Origin of the sequence: Rahnella sp. PAMC25617 (assembly GCF_050606005.1) — a bacterium.
GTDB lineage: Bacteria > Pseudomonadota > Gammaproteobacteria > Enterobacterales > Enterobacteriaceae > Rahnella > Rahnella variigena.
Genome location: NZ_JBOCUM010000001.1, coordinates 22,938 through 45,801 on the forward strand (window position 1 = coordinate 22,938; position 22,864 = coordinate 45,801).

Here is a 22,864-nt window from a genome sequence, read left to right on the forward strand (position 1 = left end):
AAACTAACTATCCGTTAAGATAATTAACTTACGAAAAACATACATTACGAAGCATAACCGGATATCACCACAGCCAGAACATACCAGGTTCAGCACCACTGATGAAGTTTATGCGCTATACATCACAATAAAGACAAACTTTTCAGCTACCTTAAGACAAACAAGCAGTAAAATAACATCAAAAACCTTTTTGCGACAGCCAGTTACATCACCCTCGTTTTTATGCGGGAAATTCCTATTTTTTGTAAAAACTGCTCTATCCTGTAAAAGAACTGATATATTAAGACGAGTCTTATTCCCACTAAAAACTTTAAAAAAATTAAACTTTTCACACTCTTTGTTAACGGCCATTCAGGGTCGTTTTGACGTCCAGAAAACACCGATATATATAATCCTACCGGGCGGGATTTATGAATAAATATGACGATATTAAACGTTTTATGGATAAGACGAAGTTGGAAAAGCTTGATTATAAAGAGCTTAATGAAAAATCAACGGGTGAATCCATTACCGGTTCAATGAATCAGTGGACGTTGATTAAACAAGTTTCCGCCAGCGAAGATCCTGCCGGTCCTCTCGATAATGGCCGTTCGACGCAACCCACCCCTCAGTCTATTTCTGCGGATGAATTTTCCCTGTCTGCTGCCCGGCCTGTGAATGAACACCAGGATAACCGCCAGATAACGCAACCCTCCGTGGCACACGCGCCAATGTCTTCTGAAGTGGCTCCTCCGGCTGCCGGATTTGGCTTGCTGGATGCGCTGCGTGAAACGCTGCCTCCTGCTGCTGCACCCGCGCCAGCACCGGTTCAGCCCGCACAGCATCAGCCTGTTCACCCGGCACTGACATTGCACGCACAGTCTGTTATTCCTGACAGCGGATCGGGTTTACTTGATTCGCTGCGTAAAGCCATGCCTGAAGCACCAAAACAACCTGCACCTAATCCGGTTCAACCCGCACCGGTTCAGGGGCTTCAGCCAGTACAACAACCCGCAGCGACGGTGTATCACCAGCCGCCGGTACAACCTTCAGCGCCCGCTTACAGCCCTGCGCCTGTGCGCAGCACAGCGCCAGTGGCGTCCGCGTCCCCGGCGTCAGCTGATGCTAACCAGCGCTTTAAACAGATGTTTAAACAGCGGGCTCCGCAGCCTGCCAGCGCTTATTTACATCGCGACACCCCGCTTCAACCCCTGTTAGAGATGATTGCCTCATGCCGTTAGTTTGCGTTTGTTCACCGAAAGGTGGGGTAGGAAAAACCACGGTGGCCTCCAACCTGGCCTATTCGCTCGCCCGCAGTGGCAGCAAAGTGCTGGTTATTGATTTTGATGTGCAGAACGCCCTTCGCCTTCATTTCGGTGTGCCTATTTCCGATACCCGCGGCTTTGTGGCAGGTTCGGGTAACGAATCCGACTGGAGCCAGTTTATTCTCAAGGCGGGTTCAAATACGTTTGTATTACCTTATGGCGAAGTCAACGAAGACCAGCGTCTTGAATTTGAGCACCAGCTGGCCACCGATCCGCATTTTTTACAGCGCGGATTAAATACCGTCCTGAATTATCCGGGTTTAATTATTATTGCTGATTTCCCTCCGGGTCCAAGTCCGGCATTAAAAGCGGTTCAGGCTATTGCGGATTTACATATTGTGGTCATGCTTGCCGATACCGCGTCATTATCTTTATTGCCGTTAATGGAAAAGAATAAATTAATTGGCACCCCGCTTAATAATAAGAAGGGTGAATATTACGTCGTCAATCAAAGTGACACCCGTCGTACATTAAGTCGCGATGTCACACAATTTTTCGAACAGCGTTTAAATGAAAGATTATTGGGCACAATCCACAGGGATGAATGCGTGCCAGAGGCGAATGCCTCGCAGCGCTCTATTATTGATTTTAGTCCGGTATCCGCTTCGGCATTTGATATTGAACTGATCAGCAAAAAAGTCGCCGCCATCTTAGGGATTAAAGTCGGTGATGGTGAATTACACGCCGCGCCTAAATCTGGCAGTTATTAACTATCACTGATAACAGCGACCCCAAAGCGATGAATAAATTCCTGTTTTCCCTGCTTGTTCTTCTGCTGCTGCCGGTGGCAGCAGTCATCATCATCACGCCGATGGACAGCCAGAAGCAGTACATTTTTGGCCTGATCAGCATCGGGCTATTATTCCTGCTCGGCATCAGTAAAAGCCGCCGCATTAGTGTGGTCATGGTGATCATGTCCATCATCATGTCGACGCGTTATATTTACTGGCGCGCCACGGAAACACTGCATTTTAATTCCACAATTGAAGCTATTTTAGGGATCGGTTTATTCCTTGCCGAACTGTATGTCTGGCTGATTTTATTGCTGGGTTATCTGCAAACCACCTGGCCATTAAAACGCACCATCGAACCTTTGCCGGATGACATCAGTTTATGGCCAACCGTCGACGTGTATATTCCTTCATATAACGAAAGCCTCGACGTGGTTCGCGATACCGTTCTGGCGGCGCAGTGCATCGATTATCCGAAAGATAAAATCAAAATTTACGTGCTGGATGATGGTAAGCGCGACGAATTTGCGGTGTTCTCAGCGGACGCCGGCGTGGGATATATCACCCGTAATGATAACTCCCACGCCAAAGCCGGTAACCTTAACCATGCGATGAAACTCACTAAGGGCGAGTTGATTTGCGTGTTCGACTGCGACCACGTGGCGACCCGCGCATTTTTACAGGCCACCGTCGGCAGCTTCCTGAAAGACCCACGTCTGGCGCTGATCCAGACGCCTCACTATTTCTATTCGCCCGACCCGTTCGAACGAAACCTTTCCGCTGGCCGCACCATGCCCAACGAAGGTGCGCTGTTCTACGGTCCGGTTCAGCAGGGTAATGACAACTGGAACGCGACGTTCTTCTGCGGCTCCTGTGCGGTTATCCGCCGCGTGGCGCTGGAAGAAGTCGGCGGCTTTGCCGTTGAAACCGTCACCGAAGATGCCCACTCCGCGCTGAAAATGCAGCGTCGTGGCTGGAATACCGCGTTTCTGGATATCCCGCTGGCCGCCGGTCTGGCGACAGAGCGTCTCGGCCTGCACGTTATTCAGCGTACACGCTGGGCGCGCGGCATGACGCAGATTTTCCGCGTCGATAATCCGCTGCTTGGCCGTGGTCTGAAATGGCAGCAACGTCTGTGCTACCTGAACGCCATGCTGCACTTCCAGTTTGGCCTGCCACGCGTGGTCTTCCTGACCGCTCCGCTGGCGTTCCTGCTGTTTAATCTGAACATCATTTCCTCGTCCGCCAGCCTGATTTTCGCATACGCGCTGCCGCACCTGGTGATGTCGCTGTACATCAACTCCCGCATGAATGGCCGTTTCCGTTACACCTTCTGGGGTGAAATTTATGAAACCGTCATGGCGTTCCACCTGATCCTGCCAACGATTGTGACCCTGCTGGCGCCAAAACGCGGCAAGTTCAACGTGACGGACAAAGGCGGTTTGCTTGACGTCGGCTTCTTTGACTTCAACATTGTGAAGCCGCATCTGATTGTCGCGATCCTGATGTTTATCGGTATCGGTTACGGAATAGTGCGCGCCATCTTCCACGATTATTTTGCTATTGATCCCAGCGTTATCGCGCTCAATGTGGCGTGGGGCAGCTTCAGCGTGCTGATCCTGCTGGCGGCAATTGCAGTGGCGAAAGAGACGCGTCAGGTGCGTAAAACCATCCGTGTTGATGTGGCGATCCCGGCGATTATTCATTACGCCAACGGGATTTCACTGCGCACCACCACGATCGATATGTCGATGGGTGGCGTGCAACTGGTGACGCCGGATGTGCGTTATCTCGAAGAAGAAATTGAAGAAGTGGAAATCCAGCTTTCATCCGGCGCCGAGAGCTTCCCGGTCAGCCAGGTCAGCGGCAACAAAGAGCGCATTCGTCTGCAATTTGAAAACCTGCCGCTCTCAAAACGCCGTGAACTGGTACGCGTGGTGTTATGCCGAGCGGACGCCTGGATTGGGGAAGAATACCCGCAGGATAACCCGTTCAAATCACTGCTCAGCATCATCCGTTGCGTGTTCGAATTGTTCTACAACACGTGGAAAGAACGCCGTGCTAAAGATAAACCCGCTGACGCCGCCAGCAAGAGTGAAGCAGCATGAACCGACTACCTGAACCGACCGTAAAGCGCCGTTTCTCTGCTGTGCCGGGGGCGTCCCTGCTCAGAAAAATCACCACCGGCCTGATGCTGACGTTCAGCAGCCTGCCGTTCACGCAGGCGGAAGAAACGCCAGCTCCGGCAGTGGATCCTGCCACCAGTTTGCCCGCTGCGCCATCGTGGCTGCCGCCGGTCACACCGATGCCGGAAGACAACGCAACGCCCGCCAGCAATGCGGCACCTGCAGATTCTGCTCCGGCTGCTGACGCCCCGCAGGCCGATACCACGCCGGTGAATAACAGCAGCTCACTGTCTGCGCCTGTGGCTCCGGTTACCGATCCGGTCGCCGCGCCGGCACCGGTGATCCCGCTGGTTCAGCCGGTCACCAGTAATATTACCGTGGCGGAAATGGGACAGCCAAACGGGCTGACGCTCAGCGGCGGCCAGTTACAGTCGGGCATTCTCTTCACCCTGCCAGCGGACGAAGTGGTGACCAACGCGCATCTTTCGCTGGCGCTGAAAATTTCTCCGGCGCTGATTGCCCGCGATACCACGCTCGAGCTGATGCTCAACGGTCAGCCGCTGGGTAATCTGCCGCTGAACCAGAGCAGTAACGGCGGCGATGTTTACGATCTGGATATCCCGTCTGCGATGGTGGTGTCCAGCAATAACCTGAGCTTCCGCGTGCATGACAGCAACACCATGACCTGCGAGAAAGATCAGTCGGATAAATACTGGGTCACGATTTTGCCGACCACCAGCATTGGTCTGGAAGGTCAGCAGCTCAATATCGGCCGCAATCTGGGTAACTTCCCGCGTCCGTTCTTTGATGGCCTGCAGATGCAGGAGTCCAAAATCACCATGGGCTTTACGGCGTCAATGAAACCCGGAGATGTCAGCGCAGCAGCGATGGTCTCTTCTTATCTCGGCATGTTGTCCGATTATCGCAGCGTCGATTTCCCGGTCATCCTGAACGATTTGCCGGATCAGAACGGCATTCTGTTCGGCAAGCCGGGGGATAAAATCGGTTCGCTGACCTTGCCGGCGAGCAACGGCGCATCGATTCAGATCATCGATAACCCGATTAATCCTGTCTACAAACTGCTGCTGGTGCTGGGCAATGACGACAACGAACTGCGTCAGGCCGCATATCGCCTGATCAGCGGCGGAATGCCTAATAGCGTCGATCATCTGGATGTCGCACAGCAAACCATTCCTGCGAGCAAACCGTATGACGCGCCGCGCTGGATTGATACCTCACGGCCGGTCACGCTGGGTGAACTGGCGGGTAAAGATCAGGATTCACTGATTTCTAACGGAATTTATCACGACGGTATTCAGGTGGCATTCCGCGCTGCGCCGGACTTGTTCATGTGGGATGGTCACAATATTCCGGTGCGCATTGATTACCGCTTCCCGACCGAAAACTGGATTGATGAAGACAGCTCGAGGCTGAATGTCTCCATCAACAGCAATTATCTGCGCAGCCTGACAGTGAACAAAGTCGGACTGATCGAGAACCTCTGGCGTCGTCTGGGCGGTGACAGCCGTCAGGAACGCTACACCATCCAGCTCGCGCCGTACCTGATTTACGGCGATAACCAGCTGCAATTTTATTTCGACATCAAGCCGAAAAAAGATGCGCCGTGCAGCATTCTGACCAGCGATAACATCAAGAGCCGTATCGACCCGAAATCCTTCATCGATCTGAGCGGAAGCTATCACTTCGCCCAGTTGCCGAACCTGTCGTATTTCGTCGGTGCGTCTTATCCGTATTCCAAACTGGCTGATTTCTCCGACACACTGATGCTGTTGCCGCAAACGCCGACGGCGGATGAAATCCATACCCTGCTGAACCTCGCCTCACGCGCCGGTAAAGCCACCGGTGTGCCGGTGAACCACGTTCAGGTGGCCTTTGGTCTGAAGGGCGACGAACAGAATAACCCGCTGTTTGACCGCGATATTCTGGCCGTCACTACGCTTGGCGATACGCCGTTCAATCAGCAGTTGCTGGCTGACTCGCCGTTTAGCATCAATGCCGGTGCGATGGGCGTAAAAACGCCCACCGAAGTCCAGCGTCTCGTGGCCTGGCTGACCGGTGACTGGTACCGCCAGCCGGTGGATGCCGACCGGTATCTGTCCTCGACCGGCGCATGGCGCGGCTTCGTCAGTTACCGCTCGCGCTGGTCTAACGATCACGTGGTGGTGGTCGCGACCGGTACAGACGATCAGCAGTTGCTGAAAATCCATAACGACCTGAAATCGCCAAAAATTAACGCCAACGTGCGCGGTGATCTGGCGATCATTACCGATGAAAATGGCATCCGCAGTTTCTCCGTTGGCCAGCAATTCCCGACCGGACAAATGCCGTGGTACATGATGGTGCTCTGGTACGCCAGCACACATATCGTGATCCTGTCGCTGATCGCCACCCTGGTTTCGCTGGTGATTGGCCTGAGCCTGTTCGTCGTCCTGCGTCGTCATGCGGCTAAACGTCTGGGTCAGAAATGAAAAGCATCGGCTGTATAACAAAAACAATCAAAGTCGCCTGTGTTTCAGGCGACCCTCTGGCGATTACCGGAGCTGGAAAATGAAAAAACATAAACTGTCCCTGGCGGTGATCAGGGCTATTTATCTGGTAGGGATCGCCGGAGTCGCAAGTTTTAGCGCCGCTACATTTGCAGCGGACACCACCAATCCGGCCATGAAAGCCCTGTTTGATCAGGCCGCTTACTGGCACGAGCGCGCGCATGATGATCTGGCCAAAGACGCCTTGCAGAAAGTGCTGCTGGTGGAGCCGGACAATGCGCAGGCGATGTATCTGATGTCGCTGTATTCCATGCAAAGTGGCGATAAAGCGTCGGCTAATCAGTGGCGTGAAAAACTGTCTGCCGTCTCGCCTGACGATCCGCGTCTGGCGTCGCTGAACAGCGCCAAAGCGATGCAGTCGATTCCCCCCGCTCAGCTGGCTTCTGCCCGGCAGATGGCGGCGCAAGGGAACGTCAGCGGCGCATTATCGGCGTACCGCACCATTTTTAACGGTAACCAGCCGCTCGACAGTCTGGCGACCGAATATTATCTGACCATGGCAGGCGATAAATCGCTCCAGCCGCAGGCCATTGCCGGATTACAACAGCGCATCGCCTCCCGTCCGGACGATACGCAGGCACGTCTCGGTCTGGGCAAAGTACTGACTTATCAGGAATCCACCCGTCGCGACGGCATTAAACTGCTGAGCACCATGGCCGGTTCCAGCACCGAAGCCGATCGCTCATTACGTCAGGCGCTGCTGTGGATGGCACCACAGGAAGGTGACCGTGATTTGTATCAGGGTTATCAGGCGCGTCATCCAAATGACACCGGCGTGATGGCCTATTTCCAGAAAAACATTGGCGGCGCAGCGAAAGGTCAGGGCTTTACTGCACTGAACAGCGGCGACGTCACCAGCGCTAAATCCAAATTCGAAAGCGTACTGGCCGATAACCCGAACGACGCCGATGCACTGGCCGGTCTGGGGTATATCGCCCAGCGCAGCGGCAACTTTGAAGAAGCGTCGCAATATCTGAGCAAAGCCGCCGCGCAGGGCGGTCCGAACAGCGCGCAACTGAGCAATCAGGCGCAGGATTCGGCGTTTTATGCCCAGTTAGCCAAAGCCAAAGACGCTGCGGGTTCCGGCAGTTACGACGCGGCGCTGGCGGCGGTCACTCCGCTGACGCAGGTGGGTGGCGAGAAAGGCCAGTCTGCCAGTTTGTTACGTGCGGATATTCTGCGCCGCAAAGGCGATCTTCCCGGCGCTGAGCAGCAATACAGCGCGCTGGGCGATAACGCCGATGCCCGCGCCGGATTGTATTATGTGCTGCGTCAGCAAAACAAAACCGCCGAAGCTAATCAGGTGCTGAAAACGCTGCCCGCCGGACTACAGGCGAAGATGAACCCGCCGGCCGTGGCGGATGTCATCGAACCAATGCGTCGTCAGGCCGCACAGGCAGTTGCGAACAACGATCCGCAGCGCGCACTCAATATTCTGCAACAGGCGCAGGAACGTCAGCCGTCGAACGTTTGGGTAAAACTGGATATGGCGCGCATCCTGCAATCGCAGGGGCAGACCGCGCAGGCGCAGGCCATTATGGCGCCGTCTTCACGTCCGGGCGCATCTTCTGCCGATTTGTACGCCGCGGCACTTTTTGCTTCCGAAACCAAAAACTGGTCCACCGCCAGCGCCCTGCTCTCGCGCATTCCGCGCAGCAGTCAGAATCAGGGTATGCGTGAACTGGCGCAGCGCGCCAACTACAATGCGCAGATGGCGGATGCCGAAAATTATCTGCAACAGGGCAATACTGCAGCGGCGTCGAATACGCTGCGCGCACTGGCACAAAATCCACCGAGCGCACCGGCGGATGTCGGTTCGCTGGCGAAAAACCTGGCGGCAGCGGGACAGCTTCCGCTGGCGGTGCAACTGGTGCGCCAGAATATGCGTCAGGGTGTTAAGGGTAATGCCGGTGATTATGCCGATCAGGTGACCGTGCTCAATCAGGCCGGTCTGAGCAATGAGGCGCAAGCCTTCCTGCAAAATCCGCAGATTCAGTCCGGCACGTCACCGACTGCGCTGGCAAATCTGCGTAACGGCTTTGTCATCAATCAGGCTGACCAGCTGCGCGAGCAAGGTCAGTATGCGGCGGCTTACGACAAACTGGTCGTCGCGCTGCAGGCGGACCCGCAAAACCGCGACCTGATGCTGGCGATGGCGCGTCTGTATCAGTCAGGCAAACTCAATAAACAGGCGGGTCAGGTTTATAACTATCTGATGAGCAACGACACGCCGACGCAGGATGCCCGCGTGGGTGCGATTAACGTGGCGCTGGGCGAAGGCGATAACCAGCGGGCGAAAACTCTGATGGAAGGCCTGACCGGGCCACGTACGCCAGACCGTCTGCTGTTAGAAGCACGCGTCGCCGAAGCGCAGGGCGATCACCAGCAGGCCCTGGCGTTACTGCGTTCCGCCAAAGGCAAGATGATCGGGCTGGAGGGCGCGGACAGTCCGGCACAGGTCGCCGGATTGCAGATCAGCGACAATCCGTTCATCAACCGTTCGACGCGCACGTCGGCTTCACGTCCGGCAACACAATCCTCTTACGGCACCGTGTTGCCGTGGCAGGTGTCTGATCAGGTTTCCACGCCGGGCAATATTCCGGCAGCCACCGCACAACCGACGGCAGTGGCGCAACGTAATGCAACCGAAAAACAGATCGACGACATGCTCGACGATTTGCAGGGCAAAACCGCGACCTGGGCGCAGGGCGACATGTCGATTCGTGGTCGTGACGGCGAAAGCGGTCTCAGCCAGCTGACCGAAGCCAAAGCGCCGATGACCTTTGCCTTCGTGCCGTTTGATACGTCACGTCTGAGTATCGGCGTCACACCGGTTTCTCTCAGCGCAGGCAGCCCTTCCGGCACCGGCAACGCACGTTTCGGTCAGGGCGCACTGGCAGCAGCGCAGTCGGCGCAGAAAGATGTGACCGCCGCAGCCGCAGCGGCCGGTCTGGATATCGCCAACTACAGCACCTTTGCCAAATTGCAGGCGGCCGCAGCGGCGAACTCCAGCACCAACTGTACTTCCGCCAATGCCACGTCCGATCAGTGCGTCGCGTACAACACCATTACCGGCACGGATCCGACGACGTATGCTGCGCCATCCGCCGGAAGTCAGAGCGCGACCGGCGTGGAGGTGAACGCCGCGCTGACCGGTGACAGCTACAAAGCCGATATCGGCAGCACGCCGCTCGGGCAGGATCTGAACTCACTGGTCGGTGGCGTGCAATGGGCACCGAAACTGACCGACTTCACCACCCTGCGCGTGACCGCTGAACGTCGTGCCGTCACCGACAGTATTCTGTCTTACGTCGGCACCAAAGATAATTACAGCGGCAAGGAATGGGGTCAGGTCACCAAAAACGGCGGCAGCATTAATCTGTCCTACGACGATGGCGATGCCGGTTTCTATGCCGAAGGCGGTTACTACAGTTATCTGGGTAATAACGTGAAGAGCAACACATCTGTGAACGCCAATGCCGGTCTGTATGTCCGCCCTTACCGTTATGACGATCGCGAGCTGAAAACCGGTATCAACGTCGGTTACATGAACTTCGACAAAAACCTCAGCTACTACTCTTATGGTCAGGGTGGTTACTTCAGCCCGCAAAACTATGTCAGCGTCTCCTTCCCGGTGGAATACACCCAGAAGTATGACGACTGGGATCTGAAACTGTCCGGTGCTGTGGGTTATCAGTCTTACTCTCAGGATAAGAGCGCTTACTTCCCTAATAATCCGGAACTACAGAAACAGCTGGAAGATCTGGTGGCAGAAGGTTACGGCACCGAAGCCTATTACGGCGGTAAAACGCAGAACGGCATCGGCTGGAATGCGGGCGTGGGCGGCAATTATCATCTGAACAAAAGCATGCAGATTGGCGGACAGGTTGGCTACGATACTTTCGGCGACTACAACGAAAGCACAGCGCAGGTCTACTTCCGTTACCTGATGGGTCAAAATTAATCGCGGTGAAATAAAACCATGCAAGAAAATAACTATACTCAGGTCGCGCAGGAATATTACCGCCAGCGTCATACCACACCGGGCTGGCAAAGCCTGGTGCAGGTGCTATTTTCAGGTATTCTGGCCTCCGCCGATGATGAGGATGGCCGTCGTTTTCTTACGCTGATGGGCAATAATCTGGCGCGTCAGCATCCGCTTCCCGCTTCGGCGACACTGGGCGAGCTGGAAGACAATATCAATCATATTCTCAGCCGGTTCGACTGGGGTGTGGTGAAACTGGAAGCCACTCAGCAACAGCTGGCGCTGGTCCACATTGCCTGGCCGGTTTCACCGCAGGGTCAGGATGACGAGCTTTGGCGCATCGCGCTGATCTCGCTGTTTGAAGGTCTTTATGCGGAGTGGTTGTTGTCACAGGGCGGACAGCCTTATGTTCCGCTGCGCTGGCAGGAAAGCACCCCGGAAGGCGCGTTCGTTTTCCGTTATCAAAATGGTTTGTAAGGGATCACTATGTTGTTATTTCGACGCTACAGTCTGGTGCTGTGGTTCGGCCTTATATTTACGTTTTTCAGCTCTGCCGTAATGGCTCAGGATTCAGGCTGGTCGGCGTATAAAAGCCGCTTTCTGATGCCGGACGGACGCATCATCGATACCGCCAATAAAAACGTCAGTCACACCGAAGGCCAGGGATTCAGCATGTTGCTGGCGGTCTTCGATGACGATCAGGCGACGTTCGATAAACTCTGGCAGTGGGCGAACACCACGCTCTACCGCAAAGATATCGGGCTGTATTCATGGCGTTATGACCCGAACAGCACCCCGCATGTGGCGGATACTAACAATGCCTCTGATGGCGATACGCTGATGGCCTGGGCCCTGCTGCTGGCGGGAGATAAGTGGAACGACAGCCGTTACACTAAAGCCTCGGAGAAATTGCAGACGGCGCTGATCAAATACAATGTGATTGATTATGCCGGGTACAAAGTGATGCTGCCGGGCGTGAAAGGTTTCAATCAGACCAGCAACGTGACCGTCAATCCGTCCTATTTCATCTTCCCGGCGTGGCAGGCGTTTTACGCTCACAGCCATTTGAAAGTCTGGAAAGATCTGGATGAAAGCAGCACAGCGATGCTGAGTAAAATGGCGTTTGGTGAATTCCGTCTGCCGACCGACTGGGTGGATATGCAGGCCGATGGCACCCTGAAACCGGCCAGCCGCTGGCCGACGCGTTTCAGTTACGATGCGGTACGTATCCCGCTGTATCTCGGCTGGGCACATCCGGGCAGCCCGCAGATGGCACCCTTCATTCTGTGGTGGCAGAAATCCCCACGCGATGCGACACCGGCCTGGATTGACGTGATGACCGGCACCAAAGCGGCCTACAACATGTCGCCAGGCCTGTTAGCCATTCGTGATTTCACCATGGCTAACGCCGGCGCCATCAGCCCGAATCTGGCACCGAAAGACGATTACTATTCTTCCACCCTGCAACTGCTGAGCTGGTGGGCGAGTCATAAAGGGTAAGCATACTCTGGAATAAAAAGGCCAGTCAGGGGGATGCTGACTGGCCTTTTAATATCTATAGAGATTTAATTAATCTGATAGCTAAAGTTAGCCGTATAGTTTTGCCCGTTATACTTGTAGCTGGCGGTATTACTTAAAGAAAAAACATTTCCGCTATAAGTAACCATCACCCGCTTATCTGCACTGGTGCTGATATCCGCAATTGTTCCACTCCCAGAGATAAATGGAAAACTCTCAGCCAGATTTTTAACGATTTCACTGTTACTGCCTTTCAGATCTCCAGCCAGATAATAACGGTAGTGGAAAGGAACCGTCGCTCCCCCGCTTTGGCTTTCAGTCAGATATAACCACATATGATCATTAATTTTTTGAGTGCGAAGCAATTTATCTCCGGCTGGATTGTCCCCGCTCTGATTAAGCCACCAGAACCCCATCACCAGCAGAAAAAGGGCGAGAGTGACAAAACGATGTAGCCATCTAATAACCATTTTGAATGGCATAATCGATCCCTTCTCTTATGTTACGTTGATCTGTTGGGTCATCTCCGTAAGGTGGCTTCTGAGTCCATTTTCCCCACTCAGGTTTCGATGTTCCTGCACGTTCTTGTGCGAATCCAGCCCCCATAAGAAGAGTTGTCGCCGGAATACCGGCTGCCGTTCCTGCAGCACCAAAGTTAAAATTCCCGAAGGCCGCCCAGTAAGGATCATAGGCTTTATAATCCCAGGGACCGTGATTCCTTACTTTCTGATAAAACCAATAATATGTGCTGGCGGTCGCCATATTTCTCGATGTCCCATGCTGCCGGGCTTCTCTCATATTGTTTTGAACAACCTGAGAGCCGGGTCCAGATAAGGGTACAGATGCCATAATTAACGTCCTGTTATTTTTGGGATTCAGGCATCATATCAATATCTCATCTGCCAAAGTGTCTGAAAAATCACCTATAAAAAAAGCCCGCTTTTCGCGGGCTTTTTCATATCAGCAATATTACTGATTTACGGCAACGGTCTGCGTCGTGCCGGTTTCATCCTGATCGACGGCAAAGCAGGCGACGAGCTGATCGCCGTACTGTTTCAGCTGTGGCTGGAACTGTTTGCAGGTGCCGAACGCACGGCGGCAACGGGCGTTGAAGGCGCAACCGGCAGGCGGATTCAGCGGGCTTGGCAGTTCGCCGGTCAGCTTGATGCGTTCACGGCGTTCGTCCGGGTTCAGACGCGGCGTCGCGGACAGCAATGCCTGCGTGTACGGATGGCGCGGATTGCTGAAGATGGCGTCTTTCGGGCCCTTCTCCACGCAACGACCGAGATACATCACCATCACTTCGTCAGCAATATGTTCCACCACTGACAAATCATGCGAGATGAAGACGTAGGACAGCCCTAAATCCTGCTGCAAATCCATCATCAGGTTCAGTACCTGCGCACGCACGGAAACGTCGAGCGCGGACACCGGTTCATCGGCGATCACTACGTCCGGATCCAGCATTAGACCACGGGCGATAGCAATACGCTGACGCTGGCCGCCGGAGAACATGTGCGGATAGCGGTCGTAGTGCTCGGTTTTCAGGCCGACTTTCGCCATCATCGCCAGCGCTTTCTCGCGACGTTCTTCGCGGCTCAGTTTGGTGTTGATCAGCAGCGGTTCTTCGAGGATCTGGCCGACTTTCTTGCGCGGGTTCAGCGATCCGTAAGGATTCTGAAACACGATTTGGATCTTCTGACGACGCAGCTTTTCAGCGGTCGCATCAGGTTTCAGCAAATCCTGACCACGGTAATACAGTTCACCGCCGGTCGGCACTTCAATCATGGTCAGCAGACGGCCCAGCGTGGATTTACCACAACCGGATTCGCCCACCACCGCCAGCGTTTTACCGCGTTCGAGCGTAAACGACACGCCGTCGAGCGCTTTCACCGTGCGTTCCTGGCCGAAGATGCCCTTCTTCACCGGGTAATGTTTTTTCAGATCAATCGCGTGCAACAGCGGCTGCGATGAGGTGTTATCAGGACTCATAAGTAGGTCTCCCGGCATCATCCAGCGGATAATGGCACTTCGACTGACGCCCGTTCGCGAGATCACGCAGCGCAGGTTCTTCTTTACGGCAACGGTCAGTTGCATACGGGCAACGCGGATTGAGCAGACAGCCGTTCGGACGGTCATATTTGCCCGGCACTACGCCCGGCAATGACTGTAAACGCGCTTTGTCAGCGGCGAATTCCGGCAGTGAGCGCAGCAGCGCCTGAGTATACGGATGACGCGGCGCACGGAAGATTTCCGTGGCTTTCGCCGATTCCACCACCTGACCGGCGTACATCACGATGATGTGATGCGCGGCTTCCGCCACCAGCGCCAGGTCATGGGTGATCAGCATCAGCGCCATGTTTTCTTTCTGTTGCAGCTCAAGCAGCAGCTCGATGATCTGCGCCTGGATGGTCACGTCGAGCGCGGTGGTCGGCTCATCGGCAATCAGCAATTTCGGGCGACAGGCGATCGCCATGGCGATCATCACGCGCTGGCTCATCCCGCCGGAAAGCTGGTGCGGATACACGTCGAGACGCGAAGCCGGATCAGGAATACCGACCAGATTCAGCAAATCGATGGTGCGCTGACGACGGGTCTTTTTGTTACCGCCCTGATGCACCTTGATAGCTTCCATAATCTGGAAACCCACGGTGTAACACGGGTTCAGGCTGGTCATCGGATCCTGGAAAATCATCGCGACTTCGGCACCGACAATCTGGCGGCGCTCTTTTTCGCTGATGCCCTGCAGATTACGGCCACCAAACTCCAGTTTTTCCGCCATCACTTTGCCGGGGAAGTCGATCAGTCCCATCAGTGCCAGTGAACTGACCGATTTACCGGAACCGGACTCGCCGACAATCCCGACTACTTCGCCCTGTTTCACGCTGTAACTGATACGGTCTACGGCGCGGAACGGCGTCCCTTCGTCACCAAAGTGAACGGAGAGCTTATCCACAGTCAGCAACGTTTTGCCGACCTGAACATCATTCGTTAATGTTGTTTCCATCTCCAACCCCTTACTGCTTAAGTTTAGGGTCGAGGGCATCACGCAGGCCATCACCCATCAGGTTAAATGCCAGCACCGTCAGCAGAATGATCACACCAGGGAAGGTCACGACCCACCAGGCACTTTGAGCAAACTGTAAGACGTCCGACAGCATGGTGCCCCACTCCGGCGTTGGCGGCTGTGCGCCCATACCGAGGAAGCCCAACGCTGCCATATCGAGGATGGCGTTGGAGAAGCCGAGCGATGCCTGAACAATCAGCGGCGCTAAGCAGTTAGGTAAAATGTTGATGAACATCTGACGGGCAGAACCGGCACCGGCGACGCGCGACGCGGTCACATAGTCGCGGTTCACTTCCACCAGCACCGCCGCACGGGTTAAACGGACATAGTGCGGTAACGCTACGAAGGTCAGCGCCAGCGAGGCGTTAACAATCGACGGACCGAAAATGGCGACCAGCACCAGCGCCAGCAACAGGCTTGGCAGGGCCAGCATGATATCGACCACACGCATGATAATGGCGTCAACCACACCGCCGTAGTACCCGGCAAACAGACCGAACACCACGCCGAGGATCAGCGACAGTACGACCACCAGACAACCGACCAGCAACGATAAACGCGCGCCGTACATCAGACGCGACAGGATATCGCGGCCCACGTCGTCGGTGCCCAGCAGGAATTTCCAGCTACCGCCTTCCATCCACACCGGCGGGCGCAACAGCGCGTCACGGAACTGTTCAGCAGGCAAATGAGGTGCAATCACGTTCGCGCCAATCGCAATGACCAGCATGATTATGATGTAAGCCAGGCCGACAACGGCCCCTTTGTTACGCTTGAAGTAATGCCAGAATTCGCGCAAAGGCGGCATCGGCACTGGCGCAGCCGTCACTAACTCGTTAGCGACCGGCTCAGTGGTTTGAGACATTGTGCGCCCCTTATTTCTTGTGGCGAATACGCGGGTTGACCACGCCGTAGAGCACATCTACCAGCAGGTTAACCACGATGATCAGAGTAGCGACCAGCAACACCCCGCCCTGCACGACCGGATAGTCGCGGCGCTGGAGTGCGTCGATCAGCCACCGGCCGAGTCCCGGCCAGGAGAAGATGGTTTCCGTCAGGATCGCGCCGCCAAGCAGCGTACCGACCTGCAAACCAATGATGGTCACCACCGGCAGCAGCGCATTGCGCAGTGCGTGAATGACGATCACCCGCATACGGCTGACGCCTTTGGCGCGCGCGGTACGGATGTAGTCTTCGCCCAGCACTTCCAGCATGGAAGAACGGGTCATACGCACAATCACCGCCAGCGGAATGGTGCCCAGCACGATAGCCGGTAAAATCATGTGCATCACAGCATCCACGAAATCACCCGGTTCGCCCCAGAACAGCGTGTCGATCAGCATAAAACCGGTCAGCGGCAAGCTGTCGTCCAGGAACACGGTATCACTTATTCGCCCCGATACGGGCGTCAGATTAAGCTGTACCGAGACCAGCATCACCAGCATGATCCCCCACCAGAAGATGGGCATAGAATAACCGGTCAGTGATATCCCCACGGCCGTGTGGTCGAATATCGATCCCCGTTTTACCGCCGCCAGCACACCCACCGGAATACCGACAATGATCGCGAAAATCATCGCGCAGATGCCCAGTTCCAGAGTGGCTTTAAAGCGCGGTACAAATTCCTGCCAGACAGGGGTGCGGCTTTTTAAGGACGTGCCCAGGTCGCCATGCAGCACACCGTTCACGTAGTGGAAATATTGCTGGTAAAGAGGCTTGTCGAGCCCCATATCTGCCATCAGCTGGGCGTGACGTTCGGGGGAAACCCCGCGCTCGCCTGCCATGATGGTGACCGGGTCGCCTGGTATCATGTGTACGAAGGCAAAAGTCAGCAAAGTAATGCCGATAAACGTTGGGATAACTAACCCCAGACGTCGGAGTATGAACTGCAACATATCCCGTACTCTCTGTATAAAATGCCCGGAGAACCGTAGCTCGCCGGGCTTATTGTGGCTCACATTTCTTTCTTGAGAATCAAGGCTGTACTGAATGGCCCGCGAGCAAGGCGGAGGAGCACAGCAATCAAGACATACCTTCAGGTAGGCGAAGATTGCGAGCACCACACAACGCAGCTCCCGGGTTATTCAGTAAGCGATCACTCCATTGAGACGTTTTCGAAGTGGTGTTTGCCGAGCGGGTCTACGACATACCCTTTGACTTCTTTACGAACAGGTTCGTACACGGTGGAGTGAGCGATGATCAGCGCAGGTGCCTGGTCATGCATCACAACCTGAGCCTGCTGGTACAGCGCAGCACGTTTGGCGTGATCGGATTCAGCACGGGCTGGCTGGATCAGATCTTCAAACGGCTTGTAACACCAGCGGGAGTAGTTGGAACCGTCTTTGGCTGCCGCACAGCTGAACAGGGTGGCGAAGAAGTTATCCGGGTCCCCATTGTCGCCGGTCCAGCCCATCATCACAGACTGGTGCTCGCCGTTTTTCGCACGCTTGAGGTATTCGCCCCACTCGTAAGTCACGATGTTGGCTTTCACACCAATTTTCGCCCAGTCAGCCTGGATCATTTCAGCCATACGGCGTGCGTTCGGGTTGTACGGACGCTGTACCGGCATCGCCCACAGATCGATAGTGAAACCGTCTGCGTGACCTGCTTCTTTCAGCAGCTCTTTGGCTTTCTCAGGATTGTATTCGTAATCCACGACGTCTTTGTTGTAGCCCCACATTGTTGGTGGGATCAGGTTTTTAGCCGGCTGGCCAGCACCCTGATAAACCGCATCGATGATGGCTTTTTTGTTCACAGCCATGGTCAGTGCCTGACGCACTTTCACTTCATCCAGCGGTTTCTTCTCAACGTTGAAGGACAGATAACCCACGTTCAGACCTGGCTGTTGCATCAGGTTGATGGTTTTATCTTTTTTCATTGCCGCGATATCAGCCGGGTTTGGATACGGCATGACCTGGCATTCGTTTTTCTGCAGTTTCGCGTAACGCACGGAAGCGTCAGGCGTGATGGAGAAGACTAAACGGTCGATCTGCGGCTTGGTGCCCCAGTAGCCCGGGAATGCTTTGTAGAGGATGCGTGAATCTTTCTGATATTGCAGAAGCTGGAACGGACCGGTACCGATGGGATCCAGGTCAACCTTCTCAGGGGTTTTCGCTTTCAGCATGTTGTCAGCGTACTCCGCAGACAGGATAGAAGCGAAGTCCATCGCCAGGTCAGCCAGGAACGGAGACTCAGGGCGGTTGAGGACGAACTGCACGGTGTTGTCGTCGACTTTCACGATCTTGTTGATCAGATCGCCCATACCCATACCTTCGAAGTATTCGTAGCTGCCGCCAGAAACACCGTGGTATGCGTTATTTTTGTCCAGCTGACGCTCGAAGGAGAACACAACGTCATCCGCGTTGAAATCACGGGTCGGTTTGAATTCCTTGTTGTCCTGCCATTTCACGCCTTTGCGCAGATGGAAGGTGTAGGTTTTGCCATCGGCAGAGATGTCCCACTTTTCAGCCAGACCCGGCTGGATTTCGGTGGTTCCGATCTTGAACTCAACCAGACGGTTGTAGATAGGCACGGAGCTTGCGTCATACGTGGTGCCTGAGGTGAACAACTGAGGGTTAAAGCCTTCAGGTGAACCTTCAGAACAATACACTAACGTTTTTGCCTGGACACTGGCCGCAACGGTCAGCGCAATCAGGCCCATACTGAATTTCAGTAGCCCCGACTTACCTAAAGAGATTGTCATCGCTTCTGCTCCATCGATTAATGGTGATGTGGATGTGTGTGTTGTGTATACAGCTCACGTCACCCTTTATTTTTATTTGCGGGTGACTGTGTTTGCTCGTGCGCTGCAATAAGTCCAACCAGAGCATGGTGAACTGCCATTTTTTTCCTGCGATCTGTAAAGTTGCCTTTACAAAAGCTTACCGGAAATAATCACTGGTCTTCCTTGGGGCTATCAATTTGGCAACTCCTATCCTTGACGTCAATATAACCATCAGGCATTTACACAGACTGTGAGTTACAACAAACAAACATAAAAAAACATTTCGTTAACCAAATCAGGACGAATGTTCAGTCTGCACAGCAAATAACCACACAATCCCCTTTGTAAAAGAATATTCCTGGGGATTTCACCCATTTTAAATCCCTAAAAATTTCTGGCTAAACGATGAATATATGAACGGTTATTTTTGAGATAGGGGTGGAAACCAGCGGAAAATGCTGGGAAGTGCAGCAAATGACCGTGCAGGTTCAGAGAACGTGTTTACCCCGGCACCGTCAAACCACCCCAAAATGGCGCAAATGCACAGGGGTGGTGCAGGTCAATATCCGTACCGGTTTAGCGTGTTTTTCCGGCATCAGGGAGGGAGAGGACGGACATTGATTGAAACGAATATGTTAAGGAGTTTTTAAATTGTGGTGCGATTATTGCTTATTCATAAGAGCTTATTACCTGCCAGATTTGCGTGAAAGCACCTAACGTCGGGTGCAAATAAAATATCCCAACAAACCTTTTTACATGACACCTCGCAGACCTTCAAAGTCCTGCCAAAAATCCCTTCCTTACGTGGGAAGAGCCGCCTATTCTCGGTTCTCAGGCAATGAGGCGATTGATCGAGATTCGCGACAATTTGTTGCATAAAGCAATGTTATGGCGCACCCTGCTATCGGGTATACAAAACGACCAGAGGTAAACCATGGCAACCAGTATTCGTTTAGACGACGACTTTGTGAGTGATGTGAAAATACATGCGGAAGCCTCCCACCGGAGCATTCCCAAGCAGATTGAACACTGGGCAAAAATCGGCCGGATCGCTGAAAACAATCCTGATCTGACTTACCGGTTCATTGTGGAAACGTTATTAGCCAAAAGCGAGATGGATAACAACAAGGTAACGCGCTATGCCAGAAGGACTGAGCGGTCAAAGGATTGATACGTTTGAATCTCATCGCTTTACCAGAGCCTTTGGACGATTGCCTTTGTCACAGCAGATTGTCGTCGATGATGAAATCGAGCGCATACAGGGAAATCCGCTGATCGGAGAACTGAAGAAAGGCGATCTCAGCTATTTAAGAGTGCATAAATTTCCGCTCGAAAAACAGCAGGCATTACTGGGCTACTGCTGGCGGGAAGAGAAAATAGAACTGTATCTGCTGAGCCTGGATTCGCATGAGAACTTCTATCAGGATCATAAAAATCACCGTAAAGGTGATTTGAAGATGATGAAATAACTTCTCACAAAGCAAAAACCCGCAACCAGAAGGCCGCGGGCTTTTACAGGCGAAAAAAAACCTGCTTTAAAAGCAGGTTTTTCAAATGTGGTCGGCGAGAGAGGATGACGCGCATCTGCGATGCTTGCCCTGCGGGTCGTTGCTAAAGCAACGTTGTCTCGCTTCGCTCGGCTCAAACCTCCTTCGGAGGTTCTCATCCTCTTTTACTACAGGCGAAAAAAAAACCTGCTTTAAAAGCAGGTTTTTCAAATGTGGTCGGCGAGAGAGGATGACGCGCATCTGCGATGCTTGCCCTGCGGGTCGTTGCTAAAGCAACGTTGTCTCGCTTCGCTCGGCTCAAACCTCCTTCGGAGGTTCTCATCCTCTTTACTACAGACGAAAAAAAACCTGCTTTAAAAGCAGGTTTTTCAAATGTGGTCGGCGAGAGAGGATTCGAACCTCCGACCCACTGGTCCCAAACCAGTTGCGCTACCAAGCTGCGCTACTCGCCGAATGGGGCGCATCTTACTGCGACCCCCTCAGAGCGTCAACGGCTTTTTATAACATCCGCACTGACTGCCCAGATTTTGTCCTATACGGCGCCAAAATAACCTATGGCTTCTGTTCTGCCTGAGGTTTGGCACACCAGTTATTCGCCGGATTAATACCACCGTCTGGCGACGTATAACCCAGACACCCCAGAATCGAGTCAAATAACTCAACGTGACGTTTCTTCGCACCGACCCGCTGCTGTGCCTGTAGCTGCTCAAACGCCCGCTTGTGGTCTGGCTGCTCCAGGAAGCTGTCAGAAGCCCACACCATCATCGGCACGCGGAACTGCTCCGGCGGGGCCATCTCGCGCGGCGTGCCGTGCAGATGTGAATTCTCATCAATGGATTCACCGTGATCAGAGGCATAAAACACCAGCGCTTTCTTATCACGCAACTGATCAATCACGTTGTCGATAAAGGTATCGGTGTACAACACACTGTTATCAAAGGCATTGATCAGTTCATCTTTGGTACAGGTGTTGCTCTTACACTCCGGCGTATAACGTGCGTAACTGCGCGGATAACGCTGGGAATAGAGGTAATGCGAGCCTTTTGTATGCAGGATCACCAGATGCTTACCTTTCGGGTGCGTTCTCAGGGATTCCTGTAACTCATTGACCAGCAACATGTCATCGACCGGCTTGCCGTCGTTGCGCTTTTCAGAGGCTATGATTTCGCGGAAAGAGAAGTTATTGGTGTCCGCGTTGTTGTAGAACCACAGCTCGCTTTGCATCGCGAACAGCTCAGAGGTGAAGCCCAGCGACTTCATCACCGCGAAAATATTCTGCTCTTTCAACGTACGCTGCGGGTTGTCCGCCGTACCGCCTTCGCGCACAAACATACAGCGCAGCGACAGCTTGGTTGCCGTATCGCACGAGGTACCGCGGAACGCCACCAGATTCTTTTCTTTCGACAAGCGCGGCGTGGTATCGCGCTCATAACCCAGAATGCCTAAGTGATCCCAGCGGGTAGTTTCACCGATGATAAATACGACGTAGGTATCGTCGATATCTGCGGGCGGAACGTAGGTGAATTCCTTCGCCGGATCAAAGTAATTACCGGCATCCCGGCTTTCATCAACCTGCGTATAAGCATACAAACCCAGCGCGGCCAGCCAGTTAGACGGCAGATAGGAGTGCGCGACGACGCCACCATAGCTGGGCAAGTCGACGTTGGTTTTCTTCTCATTCACACTTTGTTCGTGGTCGAGATATCGCAGTGGCAGCCAGACCAGTAACGCTGTCGCCAGCAAAACGATCAGTGGCAACGCACGTTGCCCCGGCGTTTTTATCTGCTCCATCAGCGTCAGACGCAGGTTGTTTTTCCAGATAAGGAATAACGGAACGGCACTGACCAGCGCCATCCAGATAAACAGATGCCACCCGATGATTTCTTTGCTGAGGTCGATATCCGTGGTCATCACCGAAACGACAATGCCGTACCCAATCACCACGTTGAACATCACCATGTAATAACTGGCGGCGACCGAAATCAGCACCAGTAATGTGGCGATGATGCGGAAAAACAGCTTTCCACCCAGCGAAATTAAACGCAGCACGAAGAAGGTAAACAGGACGATGGCACAAACTTCGGTGACTGCCTGAATCAGTTCAGTTGAAGTGAAATGATTGACCAAAGCGGCAAAGCGGCGTTGAAACACGGAGACATTCAGGAAAATGCCAATGTAAATCGCTAACAATAAAGAGATATTTTGCTGCGATAGAGTCTTCACTCTATTCATGTAATGTGGTTTTCCGGAAGTTTTTTGAAAGATTCTGAATCATTGTGACATGTTTATGCCCCTCGAGTTCACGGATTATGCTGAGATTACGTTTATATACAT

At 53.7% G+C, this 22,864-nt stretch carries 17 protein-coding genes, 1 tRNA gene and 2 other RNA genes; 9 read left to right on the forward strand and 11 right to left on the reverse strand.

Going from position 1 to position 22,864, the window contains the following annotated elements:
• Positions 1–410 precede the first annotated feature (410 nt).
• The 7 genes from ACM615_RS00100 to ACM615_RS00130 all read left to right on the forward strand — a co-directional run bounded on the left by ACM615_RS00100 (position 411) and on the right by ACM615_RS00130 (position 12,213).
• The gene (locus ACM615_RS00100) at positions 411–1,220 is read left to right on the forward strand and encodes a cellulose biosynthesis protein BcsO (protein WP_159281847.1); all 810 of its coding nucleotides are present in this window, start codon (positions 411–413) and stop codon (positions 1,218–1,220) included.
• Positions 1,211–2,014, forward strand: a complete 804-nt coding sequence (bcsQ, locus tag ACM615_RS00105; RefSeq protein ID WP_112291838.1) for a cellulose biosynthesis protein BcsQ — start codon at positions 1,211–1,213, stop codon at positions 2,012–2,014. The genes ACM615_RS00100 and bcsQ overlap by 10 nt, the downstream gene beginning before the upstream one ends.
• 29 nt (positions 2,015–2,043) lie before the next feature.
• A complete protein-coding gene (bcsA, locus tag ACM615_RS00110) occupies positions 2,044–4,143 on the forward strand; it encodes a UDP-forming cellulose synthase catalytic subunit (protein WP_112291837.1) in 2,100 nt (699 codons plus the stop codon).
• Positions 4,140–6,650 carry a cellulose biosynthesis cyclic di-GMP-binding regulatory protein BcsB gene (gene bcsB / locus ACM615_RS00115; protein WP_431011244.1) on the forward strand — a complete coding sequence of 837 codons (2,511 nt, stop codon included), beginning with the start codon at positions 4,140–4,142 and terminating at the stop codon, positions 6,648–6,650. Before bcsA ends, bcsB begins: the two co-directional genes overlap by 4 nt.
• 79 nt (positions 6,651–6,729) lie before the next feature.
• Complete coding sequence (locus ACM615_RS00120; RefSeq protein WP_431011245.1) at positions 6,730–10,692, forward strand: cellulose synthase subunit BcsC-related outer membrane protein; 3,963 nt, start codon at positions 6,730–6,732, stop codon at positions 10,690–10,692.
• Between the two features lie 18 nt (positions 10,693–10,710).
• Entirely contained in the window at positions 10,711–11,190 is a 480-nt protein-coding gene (gene bcsD, locus ACM615_RS00125) for a cellulose biosynthesis protein BcsD (protein ID WP_112291831.1), read from the forward strand.
• Positions 11,191–11,199: 9 nt separating this feature from the next.
• A complete protein-coding gene (locus ACM615_RS00130) occupies positions 11,200–12,213 on the forward strand; it encodes a glycosyl hydrolase family 8 (protein ID WP_431011246.1) in 1,014 nt (337 codons plus the stop codon).
• A 65-nt stretch (positions 12,214–12,278) separates the two neighbouring features.
• Here ACM615_RS00130 and ACM615_RS00135 read toward each other — a convergent pair whose 3' ends face one another.
• From ACM615_RS00135 to dppA, 7 genes are all read right to left on the reverse strand, one after another.
• Positions 12,279–12,713, reverse strand: coding sequence for a hypothetical protein (locus ACM615_RS00135; protein ID WP_192878636.1), 435 nt, complete (start codon positions 12,711–12,713; stop codon positions 12,279–12,281).
• On the reverse strand, positions 12,691–13,080 hold the full coding sequence (locus tag ACM615_RS00140) for a polymorphic toxin type 44 domain-containing protein (RefSeq protein ID WP_167507638.1): 390 nt from the start codon (positions 13,078–13,080) through the stop codon (positions 12,691–12,693). The genes ACM615_RS00135 and ACM615_RS00140 overlap by 23 nt, the downstream gene beginning before the upstream one ends.
• Before the next feature lie 120 nt (positions 13,081–13,200).
• On the reverse strand, positions 13,201–14,223 hold the full coding sequence (dppF, locus tag ACM615_RS00145; RefSeq protein WP_431011247.1) for a dipeptide ABC transporter ATP-binding subunit DppF: 1,023 nt from the start codon (positions 14,221–14,223) through the stop codon (positions 13,201–13,203).
• Positions 14,213–15,238 carry a dipeptide ABC transporter ATP-binding protein gene (gene dppD / locus ACM615_RS00150; protein WP_095923948.1) on the reverse strand — a complete coding sequence of 342 codons (1,026 nt, stop codon included), beginning with the start codon at positions 15,236–15,238 and terminating at the stop codon, positions 14,213–14,215. Before dppD ends, dppF begins: the two co-directional genes overlap by 11 nt.
• Positions 15,239–15,248: 10 nt before the next feature.
• Positions 15,249–16,163: a dipeptide ABC transporter permease DppC gene (gene dppC / locus ACM615_RS00155; RefSeq protein ID WP_013573446.1), complete on the reverse strand. Its 915-nt coding sequence runs from the start codon at positions 16,161–16,163 to the stop codon at positions 15,249–15,251.
• A gap of 10 nt (positions 16,164–16,173) precedes the next feature.
• Positions 16,174–17,193 (reverse strand): dipeptide ABC transporter permease DppB, encoded by a 1,020-nt coding sequence (dppB, locus tag ACM615_RS00160; protein WP_013573445.1) that lies wholly within the window; start codon positions 17,191–17,193, stop codon positions 16,174–16,176.
• Positions 17,194–17,393: 200 nt separating this feature from the next.
• On the reverse strand, positions 17,394–19,001 hold the full coding sequence (gene dppA / locus ACM615_RS00165) for a dipeptide ABC transporter periplasmic-binding protein DppA (protein WP_113876896.1): 1,608 nt from the start codon (positions 18,999–19,001) through the stop codon (positions 17,394–17,396).
• Positions 19,002–19,956: 955 nt separating this feature from the next.
• Between dppA and ACM615_RS00170 the strand changes: the two genes are divergently transcribed.
• Both ACM615_RS00170 and ACM615_RS00175 read left to right on the forward strand, forming a co-directional pair.
• Entirely contained in the window at positions 19,957–20,193 is a 237-nt protein-coding gene (locus ACM615_RS00170) for a TA system antitoxin ParD family protein (RefSeq protein WP_431011248.1), read from the forward strand.
• Positions 20,162–20,491, forward strand: a complete 330-nt coding sequence (locus tag ACM615_RS00175; protein WP_132966519.1) for a type II toxin-antitoxin system RelE/ParE family toxin — start codon at positions 20,162–20,164, stop codon at positions 20,489–20,491. Before ACM615_RS00170 ends, ACM615_RS00175 begins: the two co-directional genes overlap by 32 nt.
• 88 nt (positions 20,492–20,579) lie before the next feature.
• On the opposite strand, the gene ACM615_RS00180 is transcribed toward ACM615_RS00175, so the two are convergent.
• The 4 genes from ACM615_RS00180 to eptB all read right to left on the reverse strand — a co-directional run bounded on the left by ACM615_RS00180 (position 20,580) and on the right by eptB (position 22,762).
• A non-coding RNA gene (locus ACM615_RS00180) (RtT sRNA) lies at positions 20,580–20,709 on the reverse strand.
• A 34-nt stretch (positions 20,710–20,743) separates the two neighbouring features.
• A non-coding RNA gene (locus ACM615_RS00185) (RtT sRNA) lies at positions 20,744–20,873 on the reverse strand.
• Between the two features lie 32 nt (positions 20,874–20,905).
• Positions 20,906–20,982, reverse strand: a tRNA-Pro gene (locus ACM615_RS00190).
• A gap of 100 nt (positions 20,983–21,082) precedes the next feature.
• Positions 21,083–22,762: a kdo(2)-lipid A phosphoethanolamine 7''-transferase gene (gene eptB / locus ACM615_RS00195; protein ID WP_113876894.1), complete on the reverse strand. Its 1,680-nt coding sequence runs from the start codon at positions 22,760–22,762 to the stop codon at positions 21,083–21,085.
• Positions 22,763–22,864 lie beyond the last annotated feature (102 nt).

Coding starts and splice junctions, on each gene's coding strand:
- dppB (WP_013573445.1), bottom strand. CDS start 17,193: ATGTTGCAGTTCATACTCCGACGTCTGGGGTTAGTTATCCCAACGTTT.
- dppD (WP_095923948.1), bottom strand. CDS start 15,238: ATGGAAACAACATTAACGAATGATGTTCAGGTCGGCAAAACGTTGCTG.
- ACM615_RS00175 (WP_132966519.1), top strand. CDS start 20,162: ATGCCAGAAGGACTGAGCGGTCAAAGGATTGATACGTTTGAATCTCAT.
- ACM615_RS00120 (WP_431011245.1), top strand. CDS start 6,730: ATGAAAAAACATAAACTGTCCCTGGCGGTGATCAGGGCTATTTATCTG.
- ACM615_RS00135 (WP_192878636.1), bottom strand. CDS start 12,713: ATGCCATTCAAAATGGTTATTAGATGGCTACATCGTTTTGTCACTCTC.
- bcsD (WP_112291831.1), top strand. CDS start 10,711: ATGCAAGAAAATAACTATACTCAGGTCGCGCAGGAATATTACCGCCAG.
- bcsB (WP_431011244.1), top strand. CDS start 4,140: ATGAACCGACTACCTGAACCGACCGTAAAGCGCCGTTTCTCTGCTGTG.
- ACM615_RS00140 (WP_167507638.1), bottom strand. CDS start 13,080: ATGGCATCTGTACCCTTATCTGGACCCGGCTCTCAGGTTGTTCAAAAC.
- dppC (WP_013573446.1), bottom strand. CDS start 16,163: ATGTCTCAAACCACTGAGCCGGTCGCTAACGAGTTAGTGACGGCTGCG.
- bcsA (WP_112291837.1), top strand. CDS start 2,044: ATGAATAAATTCCTGTTTTCCCTGCTTGTTCTTCTGCTGCTGCCGGTG.
- ACM615_RS00130 (WP_431011246.1), top strand. CDS start 11,200: ATGTTGTTATTTCGACGCTACAGTCTGGTGCTGTGGTTCGGCCTTATA.
- ACM615_RS00100 (WP_159281847.1), top strand. CDS start 411: ATGAATAAATATGACGATATTAAACGTTTTATGGATAAGACGAAGTTG.
- ACM615_RS00170 (WP_431011248.1), top strand. CDS start 19,957: ATGGCAACCAGTATTCGTTTAGACGACGACTTTGTGAGTGATGTGAAA.
- dppF (WP_431011247.1), bottom strand. CDS start 14,223: ATGAGTCCTGATAACACCTCATCGCAGCCGCTGTTGCACGCGATTGAT.
- dppA (WP_113876896.1), bottom strand. CDS start 19,001: ATGACAATCTCTTTAGGTAAGTCGGGGCTACTGAAATTCAGTATGGGC.
- eptB (WP_113876894.1), bottom strand. CDS start 22,762: ATGAATAGAGTGAAGACTCTATCGCAGCAAAATATCTCTTTATTGTTA.
- bcsQ (WP_112291838.1), top strand. CDS start 1,211: ATGCCGTTAGTTTGCGTTTGTTCACCGAAAGGTGGGGTAGGAAAAACC.